The following is a 22,487-nucleotide window of genomic DNA, read 5'->3' on the forward strand; positions in this document are numbered from 1 at the left end:
GCACGAAAGCAAGCTCAGAGATCCAGCACCAGCCGCGCCGGGTCTTCCAGGCTTTCCTTGACGCGCACCAGGAAGGTCACGGCTTCCTTGCCGTCGATCACGCGGTGATCGTAGGACAGCGCCAGATACATCATCGGGCGGATCTCGATCTTGCCGCCGATCACGACGGGGCGCTCCTGGATCTTGTGCATGCCGAGGATACCGGACTGCGGCGCGTTCAGGATCGGCGTCGACATCAGCGAACCATAGATGCCGCCATTGGTGATGGTGAAGGTGCCGCCCTGCATCTCCTCGATCTTGAGCTGGCCATCGCGGGCCCTGCGGCCGTAATCGGCGATTCCCTTCTCGATCTCCGCGATCGACTTGGTGTCGCAGTCCCGCACCACGGGCACGACCAGGCCCTTGTCGGTGCCGACGGCTATGCCGACGTGGTAGTAGTTCTTGTAGATCAGGTCGGTGCCGTCGATCTCGGCGTTCGCTGCCGGGATCTCCTTCAAGGCCTGCACGCAGGCCTTGGTGAAGAAGCCCATGAAACCAAGCTTGACGCCATGCTTCTTCTCGAACGCGTCCTTGTACTGGGAGCGCAGCGCCATGACGTGGCTCATGTCGACCTCGTTGAAGGTCGTCAGCATCGCCGCCGTGTTCTGCACATCCTTCAGCCGCCGCGCGATGGTCTGGCGCAGCCGCGTCATCTTCACGCGCTCTTCGCGCGCGGCATCGTCCGCCGGCGACGGCGCCCGCACCTGCACCGAAGCCGCCGGCTGAAAGACCGGCGTCGGCGCGGAAGCCGCCCGCTCGATCGCCGCCAGCATGTCGCCCTTGGTCACACGGCCATCCTTGCCGGAGCCCGGCACGGTGGAGGCATCGATCCCGCTTTCAACCGAGAGCTTGCGCACCGACGGCGCCAGCGGCGTATCCGCAGGCAGTGCCTTCGGTGCTGACGGCGCTGGCGCGGCAGCAGCCGGGGGAGGCGGCGGAGGTGCAGCCGCGGGCTTGGCCGGCGCCGGCGCAGCGGCCGGCTTGGCGGCAGCGCCAGCGGCGCCATCAGTGATCTGGCCGAGCAGCGCGCCGACCGCGACGGTTTCGCCGTCCTTGGCGATGATTTCGCCCAGTGTGCCGGCGGAAGGCGCCGGCACCTCGATCGTAACCTTGTCGGTCTCGAGCTCAACCAAGGGTTCATCGACGGCAACGGCATCGCCGGCCTTCTTGAACCAGCGGCCGATGGTGGCCTCGGTCACGGATTCGCCTAGCGTCGGGACGCGAATTTCAGTCATGGTCTCGTTTCCTTAAAACAACCTGTGCGGTCATAAACTCTAGCTGTCATCCTCCGCGAAAGCGGAGGATCCAATAGCCCGCGGCGGCTGCAATCAAGCAGCGGCAGCGCGGGTTACTGAATGCCTCGCTTTCGCGGGGCATGACGGATCGAATGTCAGTTCAACGCCTCGTCCAGGAACGCCTTGAGCTGCGCGAGATGCTTCGACATCAAGCCCGTGGCGGTCGCCGCAGCGGCCGCGCGGCCGGCGTAGCGCGGACGCCTGTTCGGCGCATGGATCTGGTTCAGCACCCACTCGAGATAGGGCTCGATGAAGTGCCAGGCACCCATGTTGCGCGGCTCTTCCTGGCACCACACGATCTCGGCGCCCTTGAAGCGGCCAAGCTCCTGCACCAGCGCCTTCAACGGCACCGGATAGAGCTGCTCGATGCGCAGCAGATAGATGTCGTCGATGCCGCGCTTCTCGCGCTCTTCGTAGAGGTCGTAATAGACCTTGCCCGAGCACAGGATGACGCGGCGGATCTTGGCGTCCGGCTGCAGCTTGATCTTTTCATCCGGCAGCATCTGGGCGTCATCGTAGAGGATGCGGTGGAAGGTCGTACCCTTGGCCAGCTCCTCGAGCCGCGAGACGGCGCGCTTGTGCCGCAGCAGCGACTTCGGCGTCATCATGATGAGCGGCTTGCGGATCTCGCGATGCAACTGCCGCCGCAGCACGTGGAAATGGTTGGCCGGCGTGGTCGGATAGACCACCTGCATGTTGTCCTCGGCGCACATCTGCAGGTAGCGCTCGAGACGGGCCGAAGAATGTTCCGGACCCTGCCCTTCGTAGCCATGCGGCAGCATGCAGACGAGGCCGGACATGCGCAGCCATTTGCGCTCACCCGACGAGATGAACTGGTCGAACACCACCTGGGCGCCGTTGGCGAAGTCGCCGAACTGCGCCTCCCAGATCGCCAGCGCATTCGGCTCGGCGAGCGAATAGCCGTATTCGAAGCCGAGCACCGCTTCTTCCGACAACAGCGAGTTGATGACCTCGTAGTGTCCCTGGTCACCGCCGAGATGGTTGAACGGCGTGTAGCGGCTCTCGTCCTCCTGGTCGATCAAGACCGAGTGGCGCTGCGAGAAGGTGCCGCGCTCGGAATCCTGGCCGGACAGGCGGACGTGATGGCCTTCCTCCAGCAGCGAGCAGAATGCCAGCGCCTCAGCGGTCGCCCAGTCGATGCCGACACCGCTGTCGATTGCCTTCGCACGGTTATCGAGGAAGCGCTGGATGGTGCGGTGGACGCGGAAGCCATCCGGCACCTTGGTGATCTTGCGGCCGATGTCCTTGAGCACGGCGGCATCGACGCCGGTGACACCCCGGCGCGCGTCCTCTTCCTGGTCCGCGATCTTGAAGCCGGCCCATTTGCCGTCGAGCCAGTCGGCCTTGTTCGGCTTGTAGCTGGCGCCGGCCTCGAATTCAGCATCGAGCCGGGCGCGCCAGTCGGACTTGGCCTTCTCGACCTCGCCCTCGGTGACGACACCCTCGGCGATCAGCCGCTTGGCATAGATATCCAGCGTGGACGGATGCGAGGCGATCTTCTTGTACATCACCGGCTGGGTGAAAGCCGGCTCGTCGCCCTCGTTGTGGCCATGCCTGCGGTAGCAGAACATGTCGATGACCACGGGCTTGTGGAACTTCTGGCGGAACTCGATCGCGACCTTGGCCGCGAACACCACCGCTTCCGGATCGTCGCCGTTCACATGGAAGATCGGCGCGTCGATCATCTTCGCCACGTCGGACGGATAGGGCGAGGAGCGCGAGTAGCGCGGATAGGTGGTGAAGCCGATCTGGTTGTTGACGATGAAGTGCAGCGAGCCGCCGGTGCGATACCCCTTGAGGTCGGACAGGCTGAAGCATTCCGCCACCACGCCCTGGCCGGCGAACGCCGCGTCGCCATGCATCAAGAGCGGCAGCACGGAAATACGCATGTCCGGCGGATCGCCATGCTGGTCCTGCTTGGCGCGCACTTTGCCGAGCACCACGGGGTCGACGATCTCGAGATGCGAGGGGTTCGCGGTCAATGACAGATGGATGCTGTTGCCATCGAACTCGCGATCCGAGGAAGCACCGAGGTGGTACTTCACGTCGCCGGAGCCTTCGACGGCGTCGGGATTGGCCGAACCGCCCTTGAATTCGTGGAACAGCGCGCGATGCGGCTTGCCCATCACCTGGGTCAGCACGTTGAGGCGGCCGCGATGCGGCATGCCGACCACGATCTCCTTCACACCGAGATTGCCGCCGCGCTTGATGATCTGCTCCAGCGCCGGAATCAGCGATTCGCCGCCATCGAGGCCGAAACGCTTGGTGCCGGTGAACTTGACGTCACAGAATTTCTCGAAGCCCTCGGTCTCGATCAGCTTGTTCAGGATCGCGCGGCGCCCCTCAGGGGTGAAGCTGATCTCCTTGTCCGGCCCCTCGATGCGCTCCTGAATCCACGCCTTCTGCGCGGCATTGGAGATATGCATGAACTCGACGCCGAGCGTCTGGCAGTAGGTGCGCTCGCAGATCGCGACGATTTCGCGCAAGGTGCCGTATTCGAGCCCGAGCACGTGGTCGAGGAAGATCTTGCGGTCGAAATCGGCTTCCGTGAACCCGTAGGTGCGCGGATCGAGCTCTTCGCGGTCGCGCGGCGCCTCGATGCCGAGCGGGTCGAGCTTGGCGTGGAAGTGGCCGCGCATGCGGTAGGCGCGGATCAGCATCAGCGCACGGACCGAATCGCGCGTCGCCTGGTTGACGTCGGCTGGCGAGAGTTCGGCGCCCTTGGCCTGCGCCTTGGCGGCGATCTTGTTGCCGACGGCCTTCTCGACCTGCGCCCAATTGCCGTCCAGCGCCGAGGTCAGGTCGTCACGCGGCGTTACCGGCCAGTTGGGACGGCTCCAGGACGGCCCTTCGGCGTTCTTCTGGACGTCCGCCGGGGTGTCCTTCAGGCTCTTGAAGAAATCCTGCCAGTCAGTGTCGACCGACGCCGGGTCCTGCTCGTAGCGGGCGTAGAGATCGTCGATGTAGGTGGCGTTGGTGCCCTGCAAAAAGGAGGAAAGGGCAAAAGCGGCGTTCGCGTCCTGGCGAGACATGATAGCGTCCTGGTGATTTTCGGTTCGCGCGCAAGTGACGGCGCAAGCAGCCGGCCCGGAAGGACGGCTGGCTGAGATTAGGATGGTTTACCCTATTTAATCCTAAACTTCGCGCCGAAAAGAACCAAGGACTGAATCAAGACTTCAATTTCTCGGCAAGTGTATGCCCAAGGCGTGCGGGCGACGGAGAAACAGTGATTCCGGCCGCTTCCATGGCTGCGGTCTTGGAACCGGCGTCGCCCTTGCCGCCGGAGATGATCGCACCGGCATGACCCATGCGGCGGCCGGGAGGGGCGGTAACGCCGGCGATGAAGCCGACCATCGGCTTCTTGCGGCCCCGCTTGGCCTCGTCCTTGATGAACTGGGCGGCGTCCTCCTCGGCCGAGCCGCCAATCTCGCCGATCATGATGATCGACTTGGTAGCGTCGTCCTTCAGGAACATTTCCAGTACATCGATGAACTCGGTGCCCTTGACCGGGTCGCCGCCGATGCCGACAGCCGTGGTCTGGCCGAGCCCCTCCTGCGAGGTCTGGAACACGGCCTCGTACGTCAACGTGCCCGAGCGCGAAACGATCCCGACGCTGCCGGGCCGGAAGATGTTGGCCGGCATGATCCCGATCTTGCACTCGCCGGCGGTCATGACGCCCGGGCAGTTCGGCCCGATCAGCCGCGACTTCGAGCCTGACAGCGAGCGCTTGACGCGCACCATGTCGAGCACCGGGATGCCCTCGGTGATGCAGACGATCAGCGGGATCTCCGCATCGATCGCCTCGCAGATCGCGTCCGCCGCGCCCGGCGGCGGCACATAGATCACCGACGCATCGGCGCCGGTCTTCTCGCGCGCCTCGCGCACGGTGTCGAACACCGGCAGGCCGAGATGGGTCGAGCCGCCTTTGCCGGGCGACGTGCCGCCGACCATCTTGGTTCCGTAGGCGATCGCCGCTTCCGAATGGAAAGTGCCGTTCTTGCCGGTGAAACCCTGGCAGATGACCTTGGTGTTGTTGTCGATCAGGATGGACATGTCTTCAGATGCTTTCGCGAAACGCCGGTGACAGGTTTAGTTGTTTGAGCCGGATCAGGCTTAGTGGACACGCCGATACACGCCGGTGAGCACGTCTGCCCATCCTTCCGCGTCGGGCGAGAACTGGATCTTCATGGTGTAGCTGTTGTCGTCGACGACCTCGTAGAGGTGACGCGCGTTGCCGCGCAGCGAGCCCCGAACGAGCGTCAGCGTCTTGCCGACCCAGCTTCCGGACGCCGGCGACGGCGGATAGTAGCCGAGCGAATCGTGCCAGAACAATTTGTAGAGCCGGTCGTCGCGGTCATAGGTGAACAGGGCATGGGTAGCGAATATCTCCTGGCCGTCTCGCGTCTGGCGCGAGTCCTGGATCAGGTAGAAGCCGTTGAGATCGATGCGCGCCACCACATGCGAGGTGGCGGGACCGCCCGGGTTCCAGCGCGACGGGTAGACCACCTCCTCGCCGGCCCATTCACCCGCGAAGACTCCGAGCTTCTTGTGCTCCGGAAGCGGTGACGGTGCGGCGAGATGGTCCTGAGCCATTGCTAGCCTCCCTTGACGGCATTCACGATTTTCTGCGCGGCGTCATCGAGATTGTCAGCGGGCAGGACATTGAGACCGCTATTGTTGATGATCTTCTTGCCCTGCTCGACGTTGGTGCCTTCGAGCCGCACCACCAGCGGCACCTTCAGGCCGACCTGCTTAACCGCAGCGACGACACCCTCGGCGATCACATCGCACTTCATGATGCCGCCGAAGATGTTGACCAGGATGCCCTTCACATTGGGGTCCGCGGTGATGATCTTGAACGCCGCGGCCACCTTGTCGACACTAGCACCGCCGCCGACGTCGAGGAAGTTCGCGGGCTCCATGCCATAGAGCTTGATGATGTCCATGGTCGCCATGGCAAGCCCGGCGCCGTTGACCATGCAGCCGATGGTGCCGTCGAGCGCAACATAGTTGAGGTCATATTTCGACGCCTCGATCTCCTTGGCATCCTCCTCGGTCTCGTCGCGCAGCGCCGCGACGTCGGGATGGCGGAACATGGCGTTATCGTCGAAGGACACCTTGGCGTCGAGCACGCGGAGCTGCCCCTGCTTGGTGACGACGAGCGGATTGATCTCCAGCATCGCCATGTCCTTGGCGGTGAACGCGGCATAAAGCTGGCTCACGAGCTTTTCCGCCTGCTTGGCGAGATCGCCGGAAAGGTTCAGCGCCTTCGCGACGGTGCGGCCGTGATGCGGCATGATGCCGGTGGCCGGATCGACCGAGAAGGTAATGATCTTGTCCGGGGTCGAGTGCGCGACGTCCTCGATGTTGACGCCGCCTTCGGTCGAAACCACGAACGAGACCTCGGAGGTCTCGCGGTTGACCAGGATCGAGAGATAGAACTCCTTGTCGATCTCGGAGCCTTCCTCGATGTAGAGGCGGTTGACCTGCTTGCCATGCGCCCCGGTCTGCACCGTCACGAGCGTCGCGCCGAGCATCTGCTTGGCGAACGCAGCAACCTCGGCCACCGACTTGGCGATGCGGACGCCACCCTTGTCGCCGGCGGAGGCCTCCTTGAACTTGCCTTTGCCGCGGCCGCCGGCGTGGATCTGGCTCTTCACCACCCAGATCGGGCCGGGAAGCGTCTTGGCCGCCACCTCGGCATCCTCAGGCTTCAGCACGGGTACGCCGCGCGAGATCGGCACGCCGACGTCGTGCAGCAATGCCTTGGCCTGATATTCGTGGATATTCATCGGGACGCTCCCCAAAACCCTCTACGGCGAAGTTCTACAGTTCACCTTGGTAGTTGGCATACCACATACCAAAAGAACTGCAACCCAGAAACGCTTTCGGCCCCGATCGGGGCCGAAAACTGAACGAAATCAATGACCGAGCAGATCGGGCGCGATCTTCTTGCAGGCGTCGACCAGACCCTGCACCGCGCCAACCGACTTGTCGAACGCCTCCCGGTCCTTGCCGGCCAACTCGATCTCGACCACGCGCTCGACGCCCTTGGAGCCGATCACCACGGGCACGCCGACATACATATCCTTCACGCCGTATTCCCCGTTGAGGTAGGCGGCGCAAGGCAGCACGCGCTTCTTGTCCTTCAGATAGCTCTCGGCCATCGCGATCGCGGATGCCGCCGGCGCATAGAAGGCCGAGCCGGTCTTCAGGAGGTTGACGATCTCGGCGCCGCCATTGCGGGTGCGGTCGACGATCTCGTCGATGCGCGCCTGCGAGGTCCAGCCCATCTTGACCAGATCGGGCAGCGGGATGCCCGCGACCGTGGAGTAGCGCGTCAGCGGCACCATGGTGTCGCCGTGACCGCCAAGCACGAAGGCGGTGACGTCCTCAACACTGACGTTGAACTCGTCGGCGAGGAAATAGCGGAAGCGCGCCGAATCGAGCACGCCGGCCATGCCGACAACTTTCTTGCTCGGCATGCCGGAGGCCTTCTGCAGCGCCCAGACCATGGCGTCGAGCGGGTTGGTGATGCAGATGACGAAGGCATCGGGGGCATACTTCTTGATGCCGGCGCCGACCTGCTCCATCACCTTCAAATTGATGCTCAAGAGGTCATCGCGGCTCATGCCAGGCTTGCGCGGCACGCCGGCGGTGACGATGCAGACTTTGGCGCCATCGAGCGCCTCGTAGGAATTGGCGCTGACCAACTTGGAATCGAAGCCGTCGACCGGCGAGGACTGCGCGATATCAAGCGCCTTGCCCTGCGGCACGCCCTCGGCGATGTCGAACAGCACGACGTCGCCAAGCTCTTTCAGGCCGATCATGTGAGCCAGCGTTCCGCCGATCTGGCCGGAGCCAATCAAAGCAATCTTGTCGCGCGCCATGGGAAATCTGTCCTTTGAGCACAAAGAGGAGGATGGATAGCAGATCGGATCGCTGGTTATCCCTTTCGAATGATCCATTCAAGTCGCGGCCATGCCCAATTGTCGGGCCGGCCGCGCATTCGCATCAGAGGCATACCAGCGTGCCCCCCGTCATTCCGGGGCATCGCGCAGCGATGAACCCGGAATCTCGCGCGGCCATCTCAAGATTCCGGGTTCGCGCTGACGCGCGCCCCCGGAATGACGAGTGAGGCGCTACGTCTCCACCAGCCCCGTGCTCGCGCCGCTGGCCGTGGAATCCTTTCGCTTCCCGTGCGGAAGCGCCAGATAGGAGGCCGAGCTCATTTCGATCAGGCGCGAGGATGTGCGCTTGAATTCGTTGGCCTCGACACCTTCGGTCGCGAGGTAAAGCGACACCGGGTTGGCTTGGGCAGAGGCCATCAGTTTCACGGCATTGTCATAGAGCGTATCAATCAGCGAGATGAAGCGCTTGGCAGCGTTCCGATCGGCCAGATCCATCACCGGGATCCGATCGATCAGAATGGTGTGATAATCGTGCGCGAGTCTCAGATAGTCGGAGGCAGCCAATGGCCTCTCGCAAATCTCGGCAAAGCTAAAACGCGCCACGCCATGCGACGAGCAGGGCACCTGCAGGATGCGACCCTTGATCGGAATGTCGCGCGGCTTGCAGGGCGCATTGCCGGTCATCCTGGCCCAGGCCGTATTCAGCGCGGCCTCCGCCTCCTCATCGGCCGGCACCAGCCACATCTTCCCGCCGGCAAGTTTTTCCAGACGGAAATCGGTGCGCGCATCGAGCCGCAGCACGTCCATATGCTCGGAGATCTGCGCGATGAAGGGCAGGAATAGCGCGCGGTTGAGGCCGCCTTTGTAGAGATCTTCCGGCGCGACGTTGGAGGTCGCGACCACGACGGTGCCGAGCTCGAACAGTTTGGCGAACAGCCGCCCCAGGATCATCGCATCCGCGATGTCGGTGACGTGGAATTCGTCGAAGCAGAGCAGCCAGGCTTCATCGAAGATCGCTTGCGCGGTGAGCGCGATCACGTCGGCATCGGCGATCTCGCCGCGCGCGATCTGCTGCCGGTAGCCGTAGATCCGCTCGTGCGCCTCGGCCATGAATTCGTGAAAATGGGCGCGGCGCTTGTGCTCGATCGGACACTGCTGGAAGAACAGGTCCATCAGCATGGTCTTGCCGCGACCAACCTCGCCATGGACGTACAGCCCGTGCGGCGGCTCGTTCTTGTCGCCGCCGAACAGCCGGCCGAACAGGCCCTGCTTGCGCGAGGGCTTATAGCTTGCAAGGCGGTCCTCGAGCGAGCCGAAAGCGTCGGCGACGCGGGCCTGCTCCGGATCGGCTTCGATCGCCCCGGAGTCAACGAGAGCCTGATAATGCGCGCGGAAGGAACTCGGCGAGGTGGAGAGCATGCCCCTTTCCGCCCTATGGGACGAAAAATTGCAAGCCGTGAATGACGCCGGGGCTATGACAAATTCTAACGGCGGTCATGCCCCGGTGGTTGGCCCGGAGGAATCCCCACGTCGCCATCTACGCCCTGACCGGCGCTCACGCGCTCAGCGCGTATGAATCCTCGACCACATAGGGTCCGCCGCCGGTGGAGGCGCGCGAGGAGAACAGCACGAAGCGCGAAGCCAGGAAGGTGCGGCTCGGGAAGTAGCCGCGCACCGAGAGATAGTCGGCGACGTCCTGGCTCGAAGCGTCATGCAACCGCGCCAGCGTGACATGCGGCGTGAATTTGCGCCCTTCCGGATCGAGCCCGATCCGCTGCATCAACCGCTCAAGCTCGGCCTGCAGGTCGATCAACGGCTTGCTCGGCTCGACGGAGGCAACCACGGCGCGCGGCTTGCGTCCGCCAAAGCTCGACAGCCCCTGCAGCTTGACCTCGAACGGCTTGCGGTTGATCCGCAGCAACATCGACGCGATCTCGTTGGCGGAGACGCCGTCGATATCGCCGATGAAGCGCAAGGTGACGTGATAATTTTCGGGATCGATCCAGCGTGCGCCGGGAAGGCCGCCACGCAAGCTGGAAAGGGTCTGGCCGATTTCGGCCGGGATTTCCAGTCCAGTGAACAGACGCGGCATCGCAAGATCCTCGATGCAGAGCGTGAGCTCGAAGAGCCCTCGCTGAGAATAGCCCGGCAGCGAATCACCGGTGATTATTTGTACCCGACTTATATGACTCTGCGAAGCAGGCGACATTAACAGCTCGTAAACCTACGGAGAAACCGCAGGCCAGGCTTGTCCACTGCCTGTTTTTCAACTCCGCTGCCCGGAGATCGTGCCAACAAATGCCTCTACGGTGGGCAGCATATTTTTTACGATGATGTCGATGCCATCAGCGGTCGGATGCATGCCGTCGGCCTGGTTGAGCTTCGCATCGGCCGCGACACCCTTAAGAAAGAACGGGTAAAGCGGCACGCCGAAAGATTTCGAAAGCTCCGGATAGATCGCATTGAAGCGCGCCGCATAGTCGCTTCCGTAGTTGGGCGGCGCAAGCATGCCGCAGATGAGCACCGCCACTCCGCGCGCCTTCAGCCGCGACAGAATGTCGGAGAGAGCGGCACGGGTCACCGCAGGATCGGTGCCGCGCAGCCCGTCGTTGGCTCCGAGTTCGAGGATGACGGCGTCGGTTCCCTCGGGCACCGACCAATCGAGCCGCTCGCGGCCGCTGGAGGCGGTATCGCCGGACACCCCGGCATTGATCATATCGACCCTTATCCCCTTGGTCTCCAAAGCCTTTTGTAGTTTCGCGGGGAACGCGGCATTGGCCGGAAGACCAAGCCCGGCGCTCAAGGAATCGCCCAATACCACCATCTTGATCGGTTTGGCCGCCCCGGCCGATTGTCCCTGTGCAGTTGCCGTAGCCACCGTCATCAAGGCCACAATCAACACAAGTATGTGCGCGAGGGTCGCAATCCGACCCTCGACCCGCGCGGCGGAAGTGCCATATGACCGAGCCATGGACAGTCTCATAGAATCCTCTTCGCTCTCCGGCGTCGCGCCGGACTCCGTTTCCATTTCCAACGTCAACCTCTCGCTCGGCACCGGTGCGGCCCGGGTTCATATCCTGAAGGATATCAGCCTTCGTGTGGCATCGGGGGAAGCGATCGGACTGATCGGGCCGTCAGGCTCGGGCAAGTCGACGCTGTTGATGGTGATGGCGGGATTGGAACGTCCTGACAGCGGTGAGGTGGTAGTCAATGGCACGCCGTTCAATACGCTGGACGAGGACGCGCTGGCGCGTTTCCGAGGCCGCCAGGTCGGTATCGTCTTTCAGTCGTTCCACCTGATCCCCACCATGACGGCGCTAGAAAATGTCGCGGTGCCGCTCGAACTTGCCGGCAATCCCGACGCCGCCGAGCGCGCCGCCGCGGAACTGACATCGGTCGGCCTCGGCCACCGGCTGCACCACTATCCGACGCAACTCTCCGGCGGCGAGCAGCAGCGCGTGGCGCTCGCGCGTGCGCTGGCGCCCGATCCCGCGATCCTGGTCGCGGACGAGCCGACCGGCAATCTCGATGAGGCAACGGGCAAGCAGATCGTCGACCTCCTGTTCACCAAACATGCCGAGCGCGGGATGACGCTGGTGCTCGTCACCCATGACTCTTCGCTGGCGCAGCGCTGCGACCGCGTGGTGCGGCTTCGTTCGGGACGGATCGACGGACAGTCCGCAACATGAGCATTGCTGTCGAGGCTGCCACGACGAGCCGCGCACCGTCGCTTGCGCTCCGCTATGCGCTGCGCGAGTTGCGCGGCGGCCTGCGCGGCTTCTACGTCTTCATCGCCTGCATCGCGCTCGGCGTGATGGCCATCGCCGGCGTCGGCTCGGTGGCGGCAAGCTTGAGCGAAGGGCTTACACGCGAGGGCCGGACGCTGCTTGGCGGCGACGTCAGCTTTTCCCTGATGCAGCGCGAGGCCAAGCCGGCTGAAATCGCGTTCCTGCGCACACATGGCGACGTCTCAGTCGGGGCAACGCTGCGCGCGATGGCGCGCAATCCGGCGGGCACGCTGGCGCTGGTCGAACTCAAGGCCGTCGACGGGTCTTATCCGCTGCTCGGCGAACTGACGCTCAATCCGAAGATGCCGGTCTCCGACCTCTTCGCCGAACGCAATGGCGTGTTCGGCGCCGGCGTCGATTCGACCTTGCTGGCGCGGCTTGATCTGAAGCTCGGTGACGACGTCAGCATCGGCGGCGCGACGTTCCAGATCCGCAGCGTGGTCGAGGCCGAGCCGGACAAGCTCGTCGGCGGCGTTGGCCTGGGCCCCCGCTTCCTCGTCAGCGAGGCGGGCCTGCGCGCAACCGGGTTGCTGCAGCCCGGCAGTCTGGTGCGCTGGATCTACCGCGTGAAGCTGCCGGGCAACGCCAATGACGACCGCGCGACCACGACGTTCATCGATGGCGCGCGCAATGCGCTGCCCGAAGCCGGCTGGGAGATCCGCAGCCGCGACAACGCCTCGCCGCAACTCGAACGCAATATCAACCGCTTCACCCAGTTCCTGACCCTGGTCGGGCTCGCCGCGCTGCTGGTCGGCGGCGTCGGCGTCGCCAACGCCGTCAAGAGCCACATTGACCGTCGGCGCGACGTCATCGCCTCCTTCAAGGCGCTCGGCGCCACCGGCCGCGACGTCTTCACGATCTATCTGACCCAGGTGATCGTGCTCGCCACCATCGGCTCGGTGATCGGGCTGGCGCTCGGCGCGGCCCTGCCCTTCGTCATCGTCGGCGTGTTCGGGAAGCTGCTGCCGCTGCCGGTGATCCCGGCGCTGCATCCCGATGAACTCGCATTGTCGTTCGTCTACGGTCTCCTGACCGCGCTCGCGTTCGGGCTGTGGCCGCTCGGCCGGGTGCACGACGTGCCGGTCGCGGCGCTGTTCCGCGATACGGTCGCCAGCGAATGGCACCGGCCGCGCTGGAGCTATCTGGCGCTGATGGGCGCGGTGATCGCGCTATTGATCGCGGTTGCGGTCGGACTTTCCTACGACAAGCGCATCGCCGCCGTGTTCGTCGCCTCCTCTATCGCAGTCTTCGTGCTGCTCCGTTTGATCGCCGCCGGGTTGATGGCGCTGGCGCGCCGGCTGCCGCGTAGCCGCGTCACCATGGTACGGCTGGCGGTCGCCAACATCCACCGGCCAGGCGCGTTGACGCCATCGGTGGTGCTTTCGCTCGGCCTCGGGCTCGCCGTGCTCGTGACCATCACCCAGATCGACGGCAATCTGCGCCGGCAATTCCTCGCCGCCCTGCCCGACCGCGCCCCCTCGTTCTTTTTCATTGATATTCCCTCCACCGAGGCCGACCGGTTCAGCGCTTTTCTGAAGCAGACCACGCCGGACGGAACGGTCGAGGACGTGCCGATGCTGCGCGGGCGCATCGTTGCCGCCCGCGGCGTCAAGGCGGACGAGTTGAAACCATCGGTCGACGCCGAATGGGTGCTGCAGAGCGACCGCGGCCTCACCTACACCGGGGAGGTTCCCAAAGGCTCGAAGGTCGTCGAGGGCGAATGGTGGGGCGCCGACTATCACGGCCCGCCGCTGGTCTCGATGGAGAAGAAGATCGCCGACGGGCTGAGGCTCAAGATCGGCGACGAGATCGTCGTCAACGTGCTCGGCCGCGACATTTCGGCGAAGATCGCCAATCTCCGCAACATCGACTGGCAGGGGCTCGGCATCAATTTCGTGCTGGTGTTTTCGCCCAACGCCTTCAAGGGCGCCCCGCACAGCCATGTGGCGACCCTGACGGAGGCGCATCCGTCCCCTTCCGACGACGCCCGCATCATCAAGCAGGTCGCCGACGCTTTCCCGATGGTGACGAGCGTCCGGGTCCGCGAGGCGCTGGAGACCATCGGCAGCGTCGTCACCAATCTCGTGCTGGCGATCCGCGGCGCCAGCGCGGTGACGCTGATCTCGGCCATCCTGGTGCTGGGCGGCGCGCTCGCCGCCGGCCACCGCCACCGCGTCTATGACGCAGTGATCCTGAAGACGCTCGGCGCCACCCGCGCCCGCCTGCTGGGCGCCTATGCGCTGGAATATCTGATGATCGGCTTCGCCACCGCGCTGTTCGGCGTGTTCGCCGGCTCGATCGCCGCCTGGCTGATCGTCACCCGGCTGATGACGCTGAGTTTCGTCTGGGAGGCTGGCAGCGCCGCAGCGGTGGTGGTCGCGGCGCTGATCGTCACCGTCGGGCTCGGGCTGGCCGGCACGCTGCTGGCCTTGAACCAGAAGCCCGCGGCCGTGTTGCGGAATTTGTGACAATTTGAAGCGGGGAACGAGGCCGGTTAACACCGGCTTTGCCTTGAAATAAGGGCCAGAGCGACATTCAGCCGCGCGTGGAAGCTTGCGGCGGTTGTGTTAGTTTCCCACATACGCCTTGGGTCGGATGGGCGGTTTGATGACACGGATTTTAATGTCCGCAGGCCGCGCTATCTGAGATAGATTATACTCGGTCCCGCAAATCCCTTGCGACCGGAACAACCACGGGAATTCGACCATGTCGGACCTAGACCGTAACTATGCCTCTCCCTTCGGCCGGGCCGCCGGTCGCATTGACACTGCGACGGTCGACGCCGGTCTGCGCGCCTACATGCTGCGCATCTACAACTACATGTCGATCGGCCTCGCGATCACGGGCCTGGCCGCGCTCGGCGTCTATATGGCGGCGGTGACGGCGGATCCGTCCGCAGCCGTCGCAAAGTTCGGCAACGCCTATCTGACGCAGTTCGGCTATGCGATGTTCGTCAGCCCGCTGAAGTGGCTGTTCATCCTCGCACCGCTGGTGATGGTGTTCGTGATCTCGGCCGGCATTAACCGGCTTCAGCCCGCGACTGCTCAGCTCCTGTTCTGGGTGTTCTCGGCGCTGATGGGCCTCTCGCTGTCGTCGATCTTCCTGGTGTATACGCACACCTCGATCGTGCGGGTGTTCTTCATCACCGCGGCGACCTTTGGTGCGCTTAGCCTCTACGGCTACACCACCAAGCGTGACATGAGCGGCATGGGCTCGTTCCTGTTCATGGGCCTGATCGGCATCATCATCGCCAGCCTGGTCAACCTGTTCCTGGCGAGCTCGGCGCTGCAGTTCATCGTTTCGGTGGTCGGCGTGCTGGTGTTCGCGGGCCTCACCGCTTGGGATACCCAACGGCTGAAGAACGACTACATCTACGGCTACGCCTCGCAGGGTGGCGCGATTGCCGAGCGTGCGGCGATTACCGGCGCACTCTCGCTCTACCTGAACTTCATCAACCTGTTCACGCTGCTCCTGCAGCTCCTCGGACAGCGCGACTAAGCGCCTCCGGCAGTACCAACGATCGAAGCCCCGGCCTCACCGCCGGGGCTTTTCGTTTGCGCACTCAGTCCCCTACCCGGGCTCGTTCCCGAGCATCCACCATTGACGAGAAAGGCGTGGATGGCCGGGTCAAGCCCGGCCATGACAGATAAGGAGAGCGTTGCTCCCGGGAAACCTGCTGCTATCTTGCCGCCATGTCCGCCGTCGAGATCAGGCCCGCCACCGAGGCCGACCTTCCCTCCGTCACTGCAATTTACGAGCACGCGGTGCGCTTCGGCACCGCGACGTTCGAGCTGGTCCCGCCGGACCTGGCGGAGATGACGCGCCGCTTCAGGGCGCTGACGGATGGCGGCTTTCCCTATTTCATCGCTGCCCTTGACGGAGGCGTGGTCGGTTATGCCTATGCCGGCGCCTACCGCCCGCGTCCGGCCTATCGCTTCACGGTGGAGAATTCGATTTATCTGGATCCCTCGATCCACCGCCGCGGCGTCGGCCTGCAACTGCTGCAGCGGCTGATCAGCGAATGCGAGGCGCGCGGCTACCGGCAGATGATCGCGGTGATCGGGGACTCCGCCAACGCCGGCTCAATCGGCGTTCACCTCAAGACCGGCTTCACGCTGATCGGAATCCATCCGAGCGTCGGCCTCAAATTCGGCCGCTGGCTCGACACGGTGATGATGCAGCGCGCGCTCGGCGACGGCGCGACCACGATACCGACCGAGGATCCGGGCCGGCGTTAATTCTCCGTCATTCCGGGGCCCGCGTAAGCGCGAACCCGGAATCCAGAGGTTGATGAGAGCGCAATTTGCCGCACGAGATTCCGGGTTCGCTTCGCGCCCCGGAATGACGGACGCCGCGGCCTTAAACAACCGCCAGCTTGCGGTCGATCACGAGCAGCACGCGCTCCAGCTCATGGCCACGGCGCAGGATCAGGCCGGTCGCAGAGATCACGCTGTACATGCCCTGCTTGCGGGCGAGCCGCGGGTCCTTCTCGATTCGGTAGATCGGGACCTCGGAGGAGCGGCGGAACACCGAGAACACGGCGCGATCCTTCAGGAAGTCGATGGCGTAATCCCGCCACTCGCCATCGGCGACCATGCGGCCATAGAGATTGAGGATGCGATTGAGTTCGAGACGATTGAACGTGACGCGGTTCTGTAGCGGGCTGGCAGCGACGGGCCGCGCCGCCGCGCGAAGCCCGCTTGGATCGCTGTCCTCCGATATCAATATCATCAAGCGCCTCCTGTCATGCGGCTGACATGATTGCGCTAACCGGGCAGCGCCGCAAGGGTTCAGAGCCGCCGTGCGACGAATGGGAAGATTTTCCAGGAGTCACAGTATCGTTAGAAAGAATCTTATTGCTGCCCCACTTCCGCCCACCGCCCGCCCCGCTGCCCTGCGAAAAGGAAATCCTGCGTTGGCCCGGTTCTTTCGGTTCCGGATTCCTCAGCCCCCAGCCCCCCGGGGCCGTCGGGACCGGGCCTGTTCGCAGGGGAGTTAACTCCCTTTTGACTGGGCCAACGAGAGTTGGTCCTTTTCTTTTTTGGGGGTCCCTCACGACACGTCATTCCGGGCACGCGACAGCGTGAGCCCGGAATCTGGAGGTTGATGGCGAGAGATTCCGGGTTCGCGCGATGCGCGCGCGGAATGACAGGATGTGGCGGGTTTGATTTAGACCTTACCGCAGCGGCGTCATGGCCGCGCCGAGCATGGGGCCCGGCTTGTCGCGATTGCCGTCCTGGACATAGACGACGGCGGCATCGACGCCTTCACGCGAGATGTTCTCGATCGGCACAGTCCAGCTTCCCGCGCTGCCATTCCAGTCGCCGACCTTCAACAGGTTACGCACCACGTTGTGATAGGTGATCTCTTGCCCGCGATTCTCGCCGCGCCCGATCGAGATCGGCACCGCCTTGGAGATCGAGCAGATCCAGACTTCGCCATGCTTGACGCGCGGCCCATTGCTCGCCGCCACCGAGACATTGATCTGCTTGCCGGACAGCGACATCGTCACCGGCACCGACATCACGCCCTCGGTCGCGGTATCCTTGATCGCAGTCTCGATGCCGACGCGATCGCTGCCGATCACCTTCGCCGAGCCGTTAACGATGACTTGCGGCGTATAGACGTCGCGGTCGCCGCGCACATGCGAATAGGCTTTCTGGCGCGCGCTGAAGCGCGAATCAGCCAGCGTGTCCTTCCAGCCGAGATAATCCCAGTAGTCGATCGGCATGCTGAGCGCGATGACATTCGGGTCCTTGGCGAGTTCGCCGATGATCTTGTCGGCGGGCGGGCAGGACGAACAACCCTGTGAGGTGAAGAGCTCGACGACCGCACGCGGATCGGCGTGGGCGGGTCGGATGATCGCGATAATGGCGCAAACACTGAGCGCGCCGGACCAAAGCGAAAGACGATTATAGGCCATCATCGCTGTCATTCTGAGAACCGATCGTGATGATTTCCATCCGTACTTGTACGGGGCATGAGAGACGACCCTGAAGAGCATGCCCCTGACGTGCGAAAGCGGCCTTTTTCATAGGCCGCCCGCATTTTCCTAGCCATTCACGTAGCAGTGAGGCACCGATCACAAATCCGCGTTAGGCCGCGAGCTTGCGCAACACGTAGTGCAGGATGCCGCCGTTGCGATAATAATCGAGCTCATCGAGCGTATCGATGCGGCAAAGCAGCGGGACATGCTGCACTTTGCCATCGCTGGAGGTGACGTCCGCCGTCAGCATCTGGCGGGGCTTCAAATCGCCCTGCAAGCCACGAATCGTGACCTTCTCGTCGCCCTTGATGCCGAGCGACTGCCATGACGCGCCCGGCTCGAAGGTGAGTGGCAGCACACCCATGCCGACCAGATTGGAGCGATGGATGCGCTCGAAGCTCTGGCAGATCACCGCGCGAACACCGAGCAGGCGGGTGCCCTTGGCCGCCCAGTCGCGCGATGAGCCGTTGCCGTACTCGGCGCCGGCGAACACCACCAGCGGCACGCCTTCCGCTTGGTACTTCATCGCGGCATCGTAGATCGACATCTGCTCGCCGTCGGGCCAGTGCTTGGTGTTTCCGCCTTCCGGAATATTGCCGTCGGCACCCTTGAGCATGAAGTTCTTGATGCGGATGTTGGCAAAGGTTCCGCGCATCATGACCTCATGATTGCCGCGCCGCGTACCATACTGGTTGAAGTCGGCCGGCCGCACCTGATGCTCGCTCAGGAATTTGCCGGCGGGCGACGTCAGCTTGATCGAGCCGGCCGGCGAGATGTGGTCGGTCGTGATCTTGTCGCCGAACATGGCGAGGATCCGCGCCTCGACGATGTCGGTGATCGGCTCGGGCTCCTTCTTCATGCCCTCGAAATAGGGCGGGTTCTGCACATAGGTCGAGCTCATGTTCCAGCGATAGGTCTCGCTCTCGACCGTCTTGATCTTGCGCCAGTTGGTGTCGCCCTTGAACACGTCGGCGTATTTCTTCTTGAAGATCGACGCGGTGACGAACTTCTTCATGAAGGCGTTGATTTCCTTCGCGGTCGGCCAGATGTCCTTCAGGTAGACCGGCTTGCCGTCCTTGCCCTCGCCGATCGGCTCGACCGCGAGATCCTTGGTCACGGTGCCTGCCAGCGCGTGCGCTACGACCAGCGGCGGCGAGGCGAGATAGTTCGCCTGCACGTCAGGACTGACACGGCCCTCGAAGTTGCGGTTGCCCGACAGCACGGCGGCGGCGACGATGCCGTTGTCGTTGATCGATTTCGAAATCTCTTCCGGCAGCGGGCCGGAATTGCCGATGCAGGTGGTGCAGCCGAAGCCGACCAGGTTGAAGCCGACCTTGTCGAGATCGGCCTGCAGGCCGGAATTGGCGAGATATTCCGCCACCACCTGGCTGCCCGGGGCAAGCGAGGTCTTCACCCAAGGCTTCGCCTTCAGGCCCTTGGCGACCGCGTTGCGTGCCAAAAGGCCTGCGCCGATCAGAACGCTCGGATTGGAGGTGTTGGTGCAGGAGGTGATCGCCGCGATCACGACGTCGCCGTGGCCGAGATCGAAGTTGCGGCCCTCGACCTGATAGCGCTTCTCCGCATCATCGGCCTTCTTGTATTCGCTGGCGAGCGCCGTTGCGAAGCCGGTCGCGACCGCAGGAAGGGCGACGCGGCCCTCTGGGCGCTTCGGCCCGGCCATCGACGGCACGACATCCTTGAGATCGAGAATCAGCTTTTCCGTGAACACCGGATCGGTCGATTTCGCCGTGCGGAACAGGCCCTGCGCCTTGGCATAGGCGGCGACCAGCGCGACACGGTCCGCCTTGCGGCCGGAGGTCTTGAGATAATCGATGGTCGCGGCGTCCACCGGGAAGAAGCCGCAGGTCGCGCCATATTCCGGCGCCATGTTGCCGATCGTCGCCTTGTCCGCGACCGAAAGATAATCGAGGCCAGGGCCGAAGAACTCGACGAACTTGCCGACGACGCCCTGCTTGCGCAGCATCTGCGTCACTGTCAGCACCAGGTCGGTCGCGGTGACACCTTCCTTGAGCTGTCCCTTGAGCTTGAAGCCGACCACTTCGGGCAGCAGCATCGACAAGGGCTGGCCGAGCATGCAGGCTTCCGCCTCGATGCCGCCGACGCCCCAGCCGAGCACGGCAAGGCCGTTAACCATCGTGGTGTGCGAATCAGTACCAACAAGCGAATCGGGATAGGCGACCTCGAAGGTGCCGGTCTTCTTGCCGACCGTCATCTTCTCCTTCTTGGTCCACACCGTCTGGGCCAGATATTCGAGATTGACCTGGTGGCAGATGCCGGTACCAGGCGGCACCACCGAGAAGTTCGAGAATGCCTTCTGGCCCCATTTCAGGAACTCGTAACGCTCCTGATTCTGCTTGTATTCCTCGACCACATTCTTGGCGAAGGCCTTGTTGTCGCCGAAGAAGTTGACGATCACGGAGTGGTCGATGACGAGGTCGACCGGCACCAGGGGGTTGATCTTCTCCGCATCGCCGCCGAGATTCTGCATCGCGTTGCGCATCGCCGCGAGATCGACCACAGCCGGAACACCCGTGAAATCCTGCATCAGCACGCGCGCGGGGCGGAAGGCGATTTCATGCTCGAGCTTGCGCTTCCTCAGCCATTTGCTGACTGCGACGATATCTTCCTTCTTGACGGTGCGGCCATCCTCGTTGCGCAGAAGGTTTTCAAGCAGCACCTTCATCGAGTATGGCAGCTTCGAAATGCCCTTCAGACCGTTCTTCTCTGCCGTAGGCAGGCTGTAATAGACGTAGGTCTTGCCACCGACCTTCAGGGTCTTGCGGCATTTGAAGCTGTCGAGCGATGTCATGCGAGGAAATCCCACTTATTCCGTTATACCCGGCAAGGGTATTTTTATACCGGCAGCGGCGAGGTCGGCTTCCCGCTTGCGGAGGCCGATGGTGTGCTGCATCAAGTTCCGGGGCTTATAGAATCTTTCTAGAAGCGCCGCCACACCGACGAGCGCGCCACAGCCTTGCGCCACCCAAAAATTCTCAACGGCTAGCGAAAGATTTCTTTGAGCATGATCCAAAAAAGTGGGGACCGGTTTTCCCCGCGACAAACGCGAAGCGTCTGCGCGGCGATCGTGCTTGGACAGATCTAGAGGGCCGTGAAGGACATGATGCGGCTCTCAGGACAAAACTTGCGATGCGTGCGGGGCGGCCGCGAAGTGTTTTCCGGATTAGGCTTTGCAGCATCATCCGGCGAAGCGCTTGCCATCACCGGCCCCAACGGCTCGGGCAAGACCTCGCTGTTGCGCGTGATCGCCGGCCTCTTAGTGCCGTCGGACGGCTCGATCACGCTCGATGGCGGCGAGGCCGAACTGACGGTGGCCGAGCAGGCGCACTATCTCGGCCATCGCGACGCGCTGAAGCCGGGCTTAAGCGTGCTCGAAAATCTTTCCTTCTGGCGGGATTTTCTCGGCGGCGAATCGGATGACGCCGGCCGATGCCTCGCCTCCGTCGGTCTTGACCATGCGACCCATCTGCCCGCCGCCTACCTCTCCGCTGGCCAGCGCCGACGGCTGTCGATCGCGCGGCTGCTGGTCGCGCGACGGCCGGTCTGGCTGCTGGACGAACCGACCTCCGCGCTCGACACCAAAGGCCAGGACCTCTTCGTCACTTTGATGCGCGATCATCTCGCAGGCGGCGGCATCCTGATCGCCGCCACCCACACCCCGCTCGGCATCGATGTCGGGGAAATGCGGATGGGGGCCGCGTCATGACCGCGCTCTCGGCACTGATTCGGCGCGACATCCGGATTGCGCTGCGCGTCGGCGGCGGCGCGCTGATCGGCGTGTTGTTCTTCCTCACCGTCACCGTGCTGATGCCGTTCGCGGTCGGGCCGGACCTCGCGCTGCTGACGCGGCTGGGACCCGCGATCCTCTGGCTCGGCGCGCTGCTGGCGAGCCTTCTGACGCTGGACCGGCTGTTCATGGCCGACCACGAGGACGGCTCGCTGGATCTCATCGTGATGAGCCGGACGCCGCTGGAACTCGCCTGCGCGGCGAAGGCGCTGGCGCATTGGCTTGCTGCCGGCCTGCCGCTGATCGTGGCGACGCCCGTGCTCGGGCTGCTGCTCAATCTCGATGGCACCGCGACCTTGGCGGTGGCGCTGACGCTGCTGGCGGGAACCCCCGCGCTCACCTTCACCGGCATGATCGGGGCGGCGCTCGCCGTCACGTTGCACCGCGGCGGGCTGCTGCTGGCCGTGCTCGTGCTGCCGCTATCGATTCCGGTGCTGATTTTCGGCGTCGCGGCCTCGCAAGCCGCGATCACGGGCCCGCTGTCGTTCGGAACCCCATTCTCGATCCTGTGCGCGCTGTCGCTGGTGAGTTTCGTGGTCGGGCCTTTTGCCGCAGCCGCCAGCCTGCGGCATGGGCTGGATTGAGGTCAATCAACTCTTCACGAGAGGTTTTGGGCCAATT

General features: G+C 63.7%; 18 protein-coding genes. 6 read left to right on the top strand and 12 right to left on the bottom strand.

What is annotated here, in order from left to right:
- Nucleotides 1-14 precede the first annotated feature (14 nt).
- The 9 genes from odhB to ACZIRK_RS26305 all read right to left on the bottom strand — a co-directional run bounded on the left by odhB (nucleotide 15) and on the right by ACZIRK_RS26305 (nucleotide 11,237).
- Nucleotides 15-1,274 carry a 2-oxoglutarate dehydrogenase complex dihydrolipoyllysine-residue succinyltransferase gene (odhB, locus tag ACZIRK_RS26265; protein ID WP_463328373.1) on the bottom strand — a complete coding sequence of 420 codons (1,260 nt, stop codon included), beginning with the start codon at nucleotides 1,272-1,274 and terminating at the stop codon, nucleotides 15-17.
- A 155-nt stretch (nucleotides 1,275-1,429) separates the two neighbouring features.
- Nucleotides 1,430-4,387, bottom strand: coding sequence for a 2-oxoglutarate dehydrogenase E1 component (locus ACZIRK_RS26270; protein WP_130228375.1), 2,958 nt, complete (start codon nucleotides 4,385-4,387; stop codon nucleotides 1,430-1,432).
- 136 nt (nucleotides 4,388-4,523) lie between these two features.
- Nucleotides 4,524-5,408, bottom strand: coding sequence for a succinate--CoA ligase subunit alpha (sucD, locus tag ACZIRK_RS26275; RefSeq protein ID WP_028166240.1), 885 nt, complete (start codon nucleotides 5,406-5,408; stop codon nucleotides 4,524-4,526).
- Between the two features lie 60 nt (nucleotides 5,409-5,468).
- Nucleotides 5,469-5,948, bottom strand: coding sequence for a DUF1579 family protein (locus ACZIRK_RS26280; protein ID WP_130228374.1), 480 nt, complete (start codon nucleotides 5,946-5,948; stop codon nucleotides 5,469-5,471).
- A 2-nt stretch (nucleotides 5,949-5,950) separates the two neighbouring features.
- Nucleotides 5,951-7,147, bottom strand: a complete 1,197-nt coding sequence (gene sucC, locus ACZIRK_RS26285; RefSeq protein ID WP_463328374.1) for an ADP-forming succinate--CoA ligase subunit beta — start codon at nucleotides 7,145-7,147, stop codon at nucleotides 5,951-5,953.
- 129 nt (nucleotides 7,148-7,276) lie between these two features.
- Nucleotides 7,277-8,245 carry a malate dehydrogenase gene (gene mdh / locus ACZIRK_RS26290; RefSeq protein ID WP_463328375.1) on the bottom strand — a complete coding sequence of 323 codons (969 nt, stop codon included), beginning with the start codon at nucleotides 8,243-8,245 and terminating at the stop codon, nucleotides 7,277-7,279.
- A 252-nt stretch (nucleotides 8,246-8,497) separates the two neighbouring features.
- Nucleotides 8,498-9,685, bottom strand: coding sequence for a cell division protein ZapE (zapE, locus tag ACZIRK_RS26295; protein WP_463328376.1), 1,188 nt, complete (start codon nucleotides 9,683-9,685; stop codon nucleotides 8,498-8,500).
- A 136-nt stretch (nucleotides 9,686-9,821) separates the two neighbouring features.
- Nucleotides 9,822-10,358, bottom strand: a complete 537-nt coding sequence (gene thpR / locus ACZIRK_RS26300; RefSeq protein ID WP_130228370.1) for an RNA 2',3'-cyclic phosphodiesterase — start codon at nucleotides 10,356-10,358, stop codon at nucleotides 9,822-9,824.
- A 174-nt stretch (nucleotides 10,359-10,532) separates the two neighbouring features.
- Complete coding sequence (locus ACZIRK_RS26305) at nucleotides 10,533-11,237, bottom strand: arylesterase (protein ID WP_130228378.1); 705 nt, start codon at nucleotides 11,235-11,237, stop codon at nucleotides 10,533-10,535.
- On the opposite strand from ACZIRK_RS26305, the gene ACZIRK_RS26310 reads away from it, so the two are divergent.
- The 4 genes from ACZIRK_RS26310 (at nucleotide 11,236) to ACZIRK_RS26325 (ending at nucleotide 16,292) form a co-directional block, all read left to right on the top strand.
- Entirely contained in the window at nucleotides 11,236-11,955 is a 720-nt protein-coding gene (locus tag ACZIRK_RS26310; RefSeq protein WP_130228369.1) for an ABC transporter ATP-binding protein, read from the top strand. The genes ACZIRK_RS26305 and ACZIRK_RS26310 overlap by 2 nt on opposite strands.
- Nucleotides 11,952-14,522 (top strand): ABC transporter permease, encoded by a 2,571-nt coding sequence (locus tag ACZIRK_RS26315; protein WP_130228368.1) that lies wholly within the window; start codon nucleotides 11,952-11,954, stop codon nucleotides 14,520-14,522. The genes ACZIRK_RS26310 and ACZIRK_RS26315 overlap by 4 nt, the downstream gene beginning before the upstream one ends.
- Before the next feature lie 238 nt (nucleotides 14,523-14,760).
- On the top strand, nucleotides 14,761-15,552 hold the full coding sequence (locus ACZIRK_RS26320; RefSeq protein ID WP_028166231.1) for a Bax inhibitor-1/YccA family protein: 792 nt from the start codon (nucleotides 14,761-14,763) through the stop codon (nucleotides 15,550-15,552).
- A 194-nt stretch (nucleotides 15,553-15,746) separates the two neighbouring features.
- Entirely contained in the window at nucleotides 15,747-16,292 is a 546-nt protein-coding gene (locus tag ACZIRK_RS26325; RefSeq protein WP_130228367.1) for a GNAT family N-acetyltransferase, read from the top strand.
- A 121-nt stretch (nucleotides 16,293-16,413) separates the two neighbouring features.
- On the opposite strand, the gene ACZIRK_RS26330 is transcribed toward ACZIRK_RS26325, so the two are convergent.
- The 3 genes from ACZIRK_RS26330 to acnA all read right to left on the bottom strand — a co-directional run bounded on the left by ACZIRK_RS26330 (nucleotide 16,414) and on the right by acnA (nucleotide 20,870).
- Nucleotides 16,414-16,785, bottom strand: coding sequence for a DUF2794 domain-containing protein (locus ACZIRK_RS26330; protein WP_130228366.1), 372 nt, complete (start codon nucleotides 16,783-16,785; stop codon nucleotides 16,414-16,416).
- Nucleotides 16,786-17,230: 445 nt separating this feature from the next.
- Nucleotides 17,231-17,989: a DUF1223 domain-containing protein gene (locus ACZIRK_RS26335; RefSeq protein WP_028166228.1), complete on the bottom strand. Its 759-nt coding sequence runs from the start codon at nucleotides 17,987-17,989 to the stop codon at nucleotides 17,231-17,233.
- 160 nt (nucleotides 17,990-18,149) lie between these two features.
- Complete coding sequence (gene acnA, locus ACZIRK_RS26340) at nucleotides 18,150-20,870, bottom strand: aconitate hydratase AcnA (protein ID WP_130228365.1); 2,721 nt, start codon at nucleotides 20,868-20,870, stop codon at nucleotides 18,150-18,152.
- A gap of 312 nt (nucleotides 20,871-21,182) precedes the next feature.
- Here acnA and ccmA point away from each other — a divergent pair, with 312 nt between their 5' ends.
- Together ccmA and ccmB are read left to right on the top strand one after the other, a co-directional pair.
- A complete protein-coding gene (gene ccmA / locus ACZIRK_RS26345; protein WP_130228377.1) occupies nucleotides 21,183-21,785 on the top strand; it encodes a heme ABC exporter ATP-binding protein CcmA in 603 nt (200 codons plus the stop codon).
- On the top strand, nucleotides 21,782-22,450 hold the full coding sequence (gene ccmB, locus ACZIRK_RS26350) for a heme exporter protein CcmB (RefSeq protein ID WP_130228364.1): 669 nt from the start codon (nucleotides 21,782-21,784) through the stop codon (nucleotides 22,448-22,450). The genes ccmA and ccmB overlap by 4 nt, the downstream gene beginning before the upstream one ends.
- Nucleotides 22,451-22,487: the final 37 nt, after the last annotated feature.

It is taken from the genome of Bradyrhizobium sp. Leo114 (genome assembly GCF_055229415.2).

What these genes read in the sequence shown, in the direction of transcription:
- odhB (WP_463328373.1), bottom strand. Translation starts at nt 1,274, where the DNA reads ATGACTGAAATTCGCGTCCCGACGCTAGGCGAATCCGTGACCGAGGCC.
- ACZIRK_RS26270 (WP_130228375.1), bottom strand. Translation starts at nt 4,387, where the DNA reads ATGTCTCGCCAGGACGCGAACGCCGCTTTTGCCCTTTCCTCCTTTTTG.
- sucD (WP_028166240.1), bottom strand. Translation starts at nt 5,408, where the DNA reads ATGTCCATCCTGATCGACAACAACACCAAGGTCATCTGCCAGGGTTTC.
- ACZIRK_RS26280 (WP_130228374.1), bottom strand. Translation starts at nt 5,948, where the DNA reads ATGGCTCAGGACCATCTCGCCGCACCGTCACCGCTTCCGGAGCACAAG.
- sucC (WP_463328374.1), bottom strand. Translation starts at nt 7,147, where the DNA reads ATGAATATCCACGAATATCAGGCCAAGGCATTGCTGCACGACGTCGGC.
- mdh (WP_463328375.1), bottom strand. Translation starts at nt 8,245, where the DNA reads ATGGCGCGCGACAAGATTGCTTTGATTGGCTCCGGCCAGATCGGCGGA.
- zapE (WP_463328376.1), bottom strand. Translation starts at nt 9,685, where the DNA reads ATGCTCTCCACCTCGCCGAGTTCCTTCCGCGCGCATTATCAGGCTCTC.
- thpR (WP_130228370.1), bottom strand. Translation starts at nt 10,358, where the DNA reads ATGCCGCGTCTGTTCACTGGACTGGAAATCCCGGCCGAAATCGGCCAG.
- ACZIRK_RS26310 (WP_130228369.1), top strand. Translation starts at nt 11,236, where the DNA reads ATGGACAGTCTCATAGAATCCTCTTCGCTCTCCGGCGTCGCGCCGGAC.
- ACZIRK_RS26305 (WP_130228378.1), bottom strand. Translation starts at nt 11,237, where the DNA reads ATGGCTCGGTCATATGGCACTTCCGCCGCGCGGGTCGAGGGTCGGATT.
- ACZIRK_RS26315 (WP_130228368.1), top strand. Translation starts at nt 11,952, where the DNA reads ATGAGCATTGCTGTCGAGGCTGCCACGACGAGCCGCGCACCGTCGCTT.
- ACZIRK_RS26320 (WP_028166231.1), top strand. Translation starts at nt 14,761, where the DNA reads ATGTCGGACCTAGACCGTAACTATGCCTCTCCCTTCGGCCGGGCCGCC.
- ACZIRK_RS26325 (WP_130228367.1), top strand. Translation starts at nt 15,747, where the DNA reads ATGTCCGCCGTCGAGATCAGGCCCGCCACCGAGGCCGACCTTCCCTCC.
- ACZIRK_RS26330 (WP_130228366.1), bottom strand. Translation starts at nt 16,785, where the DNA reads ATGATATTGATATCGGAGGACAGCGATCCAAGCGGGCTTCGCGCGGCG.
- ACZIRK_RS26335 (WP_028166228.1), bottom strand. Translation starts at nt 17,989, where the DNA reads ATGACAGCGATGATGGCCTATAATCGTCTTTCGCTTTGGTCCGGCGCG.
- acnA (WP_130228365.1), bottom strand. Translation starts at nt 20,870, where the DNA reads ATGACATCGCTCGACAGCTTCAAATGCCGCAAGACCCTGAAGGTCGGT.
- ccmA (WP_130228377.1), top strand. Translation starts at nt 21,183, where the DNA reads ATGCGGCTCTCAGGACAAAACTTGCGATGCGTGCGGGGCGGCCGCGAA.
- ccmB (WP_130228364.1), top strand. Translation starts at nt 21,782, where the DNA reads ATGACCGCGCTCTCGGCACTGATTCGGCGCGACATCCGGATTGCGCTG.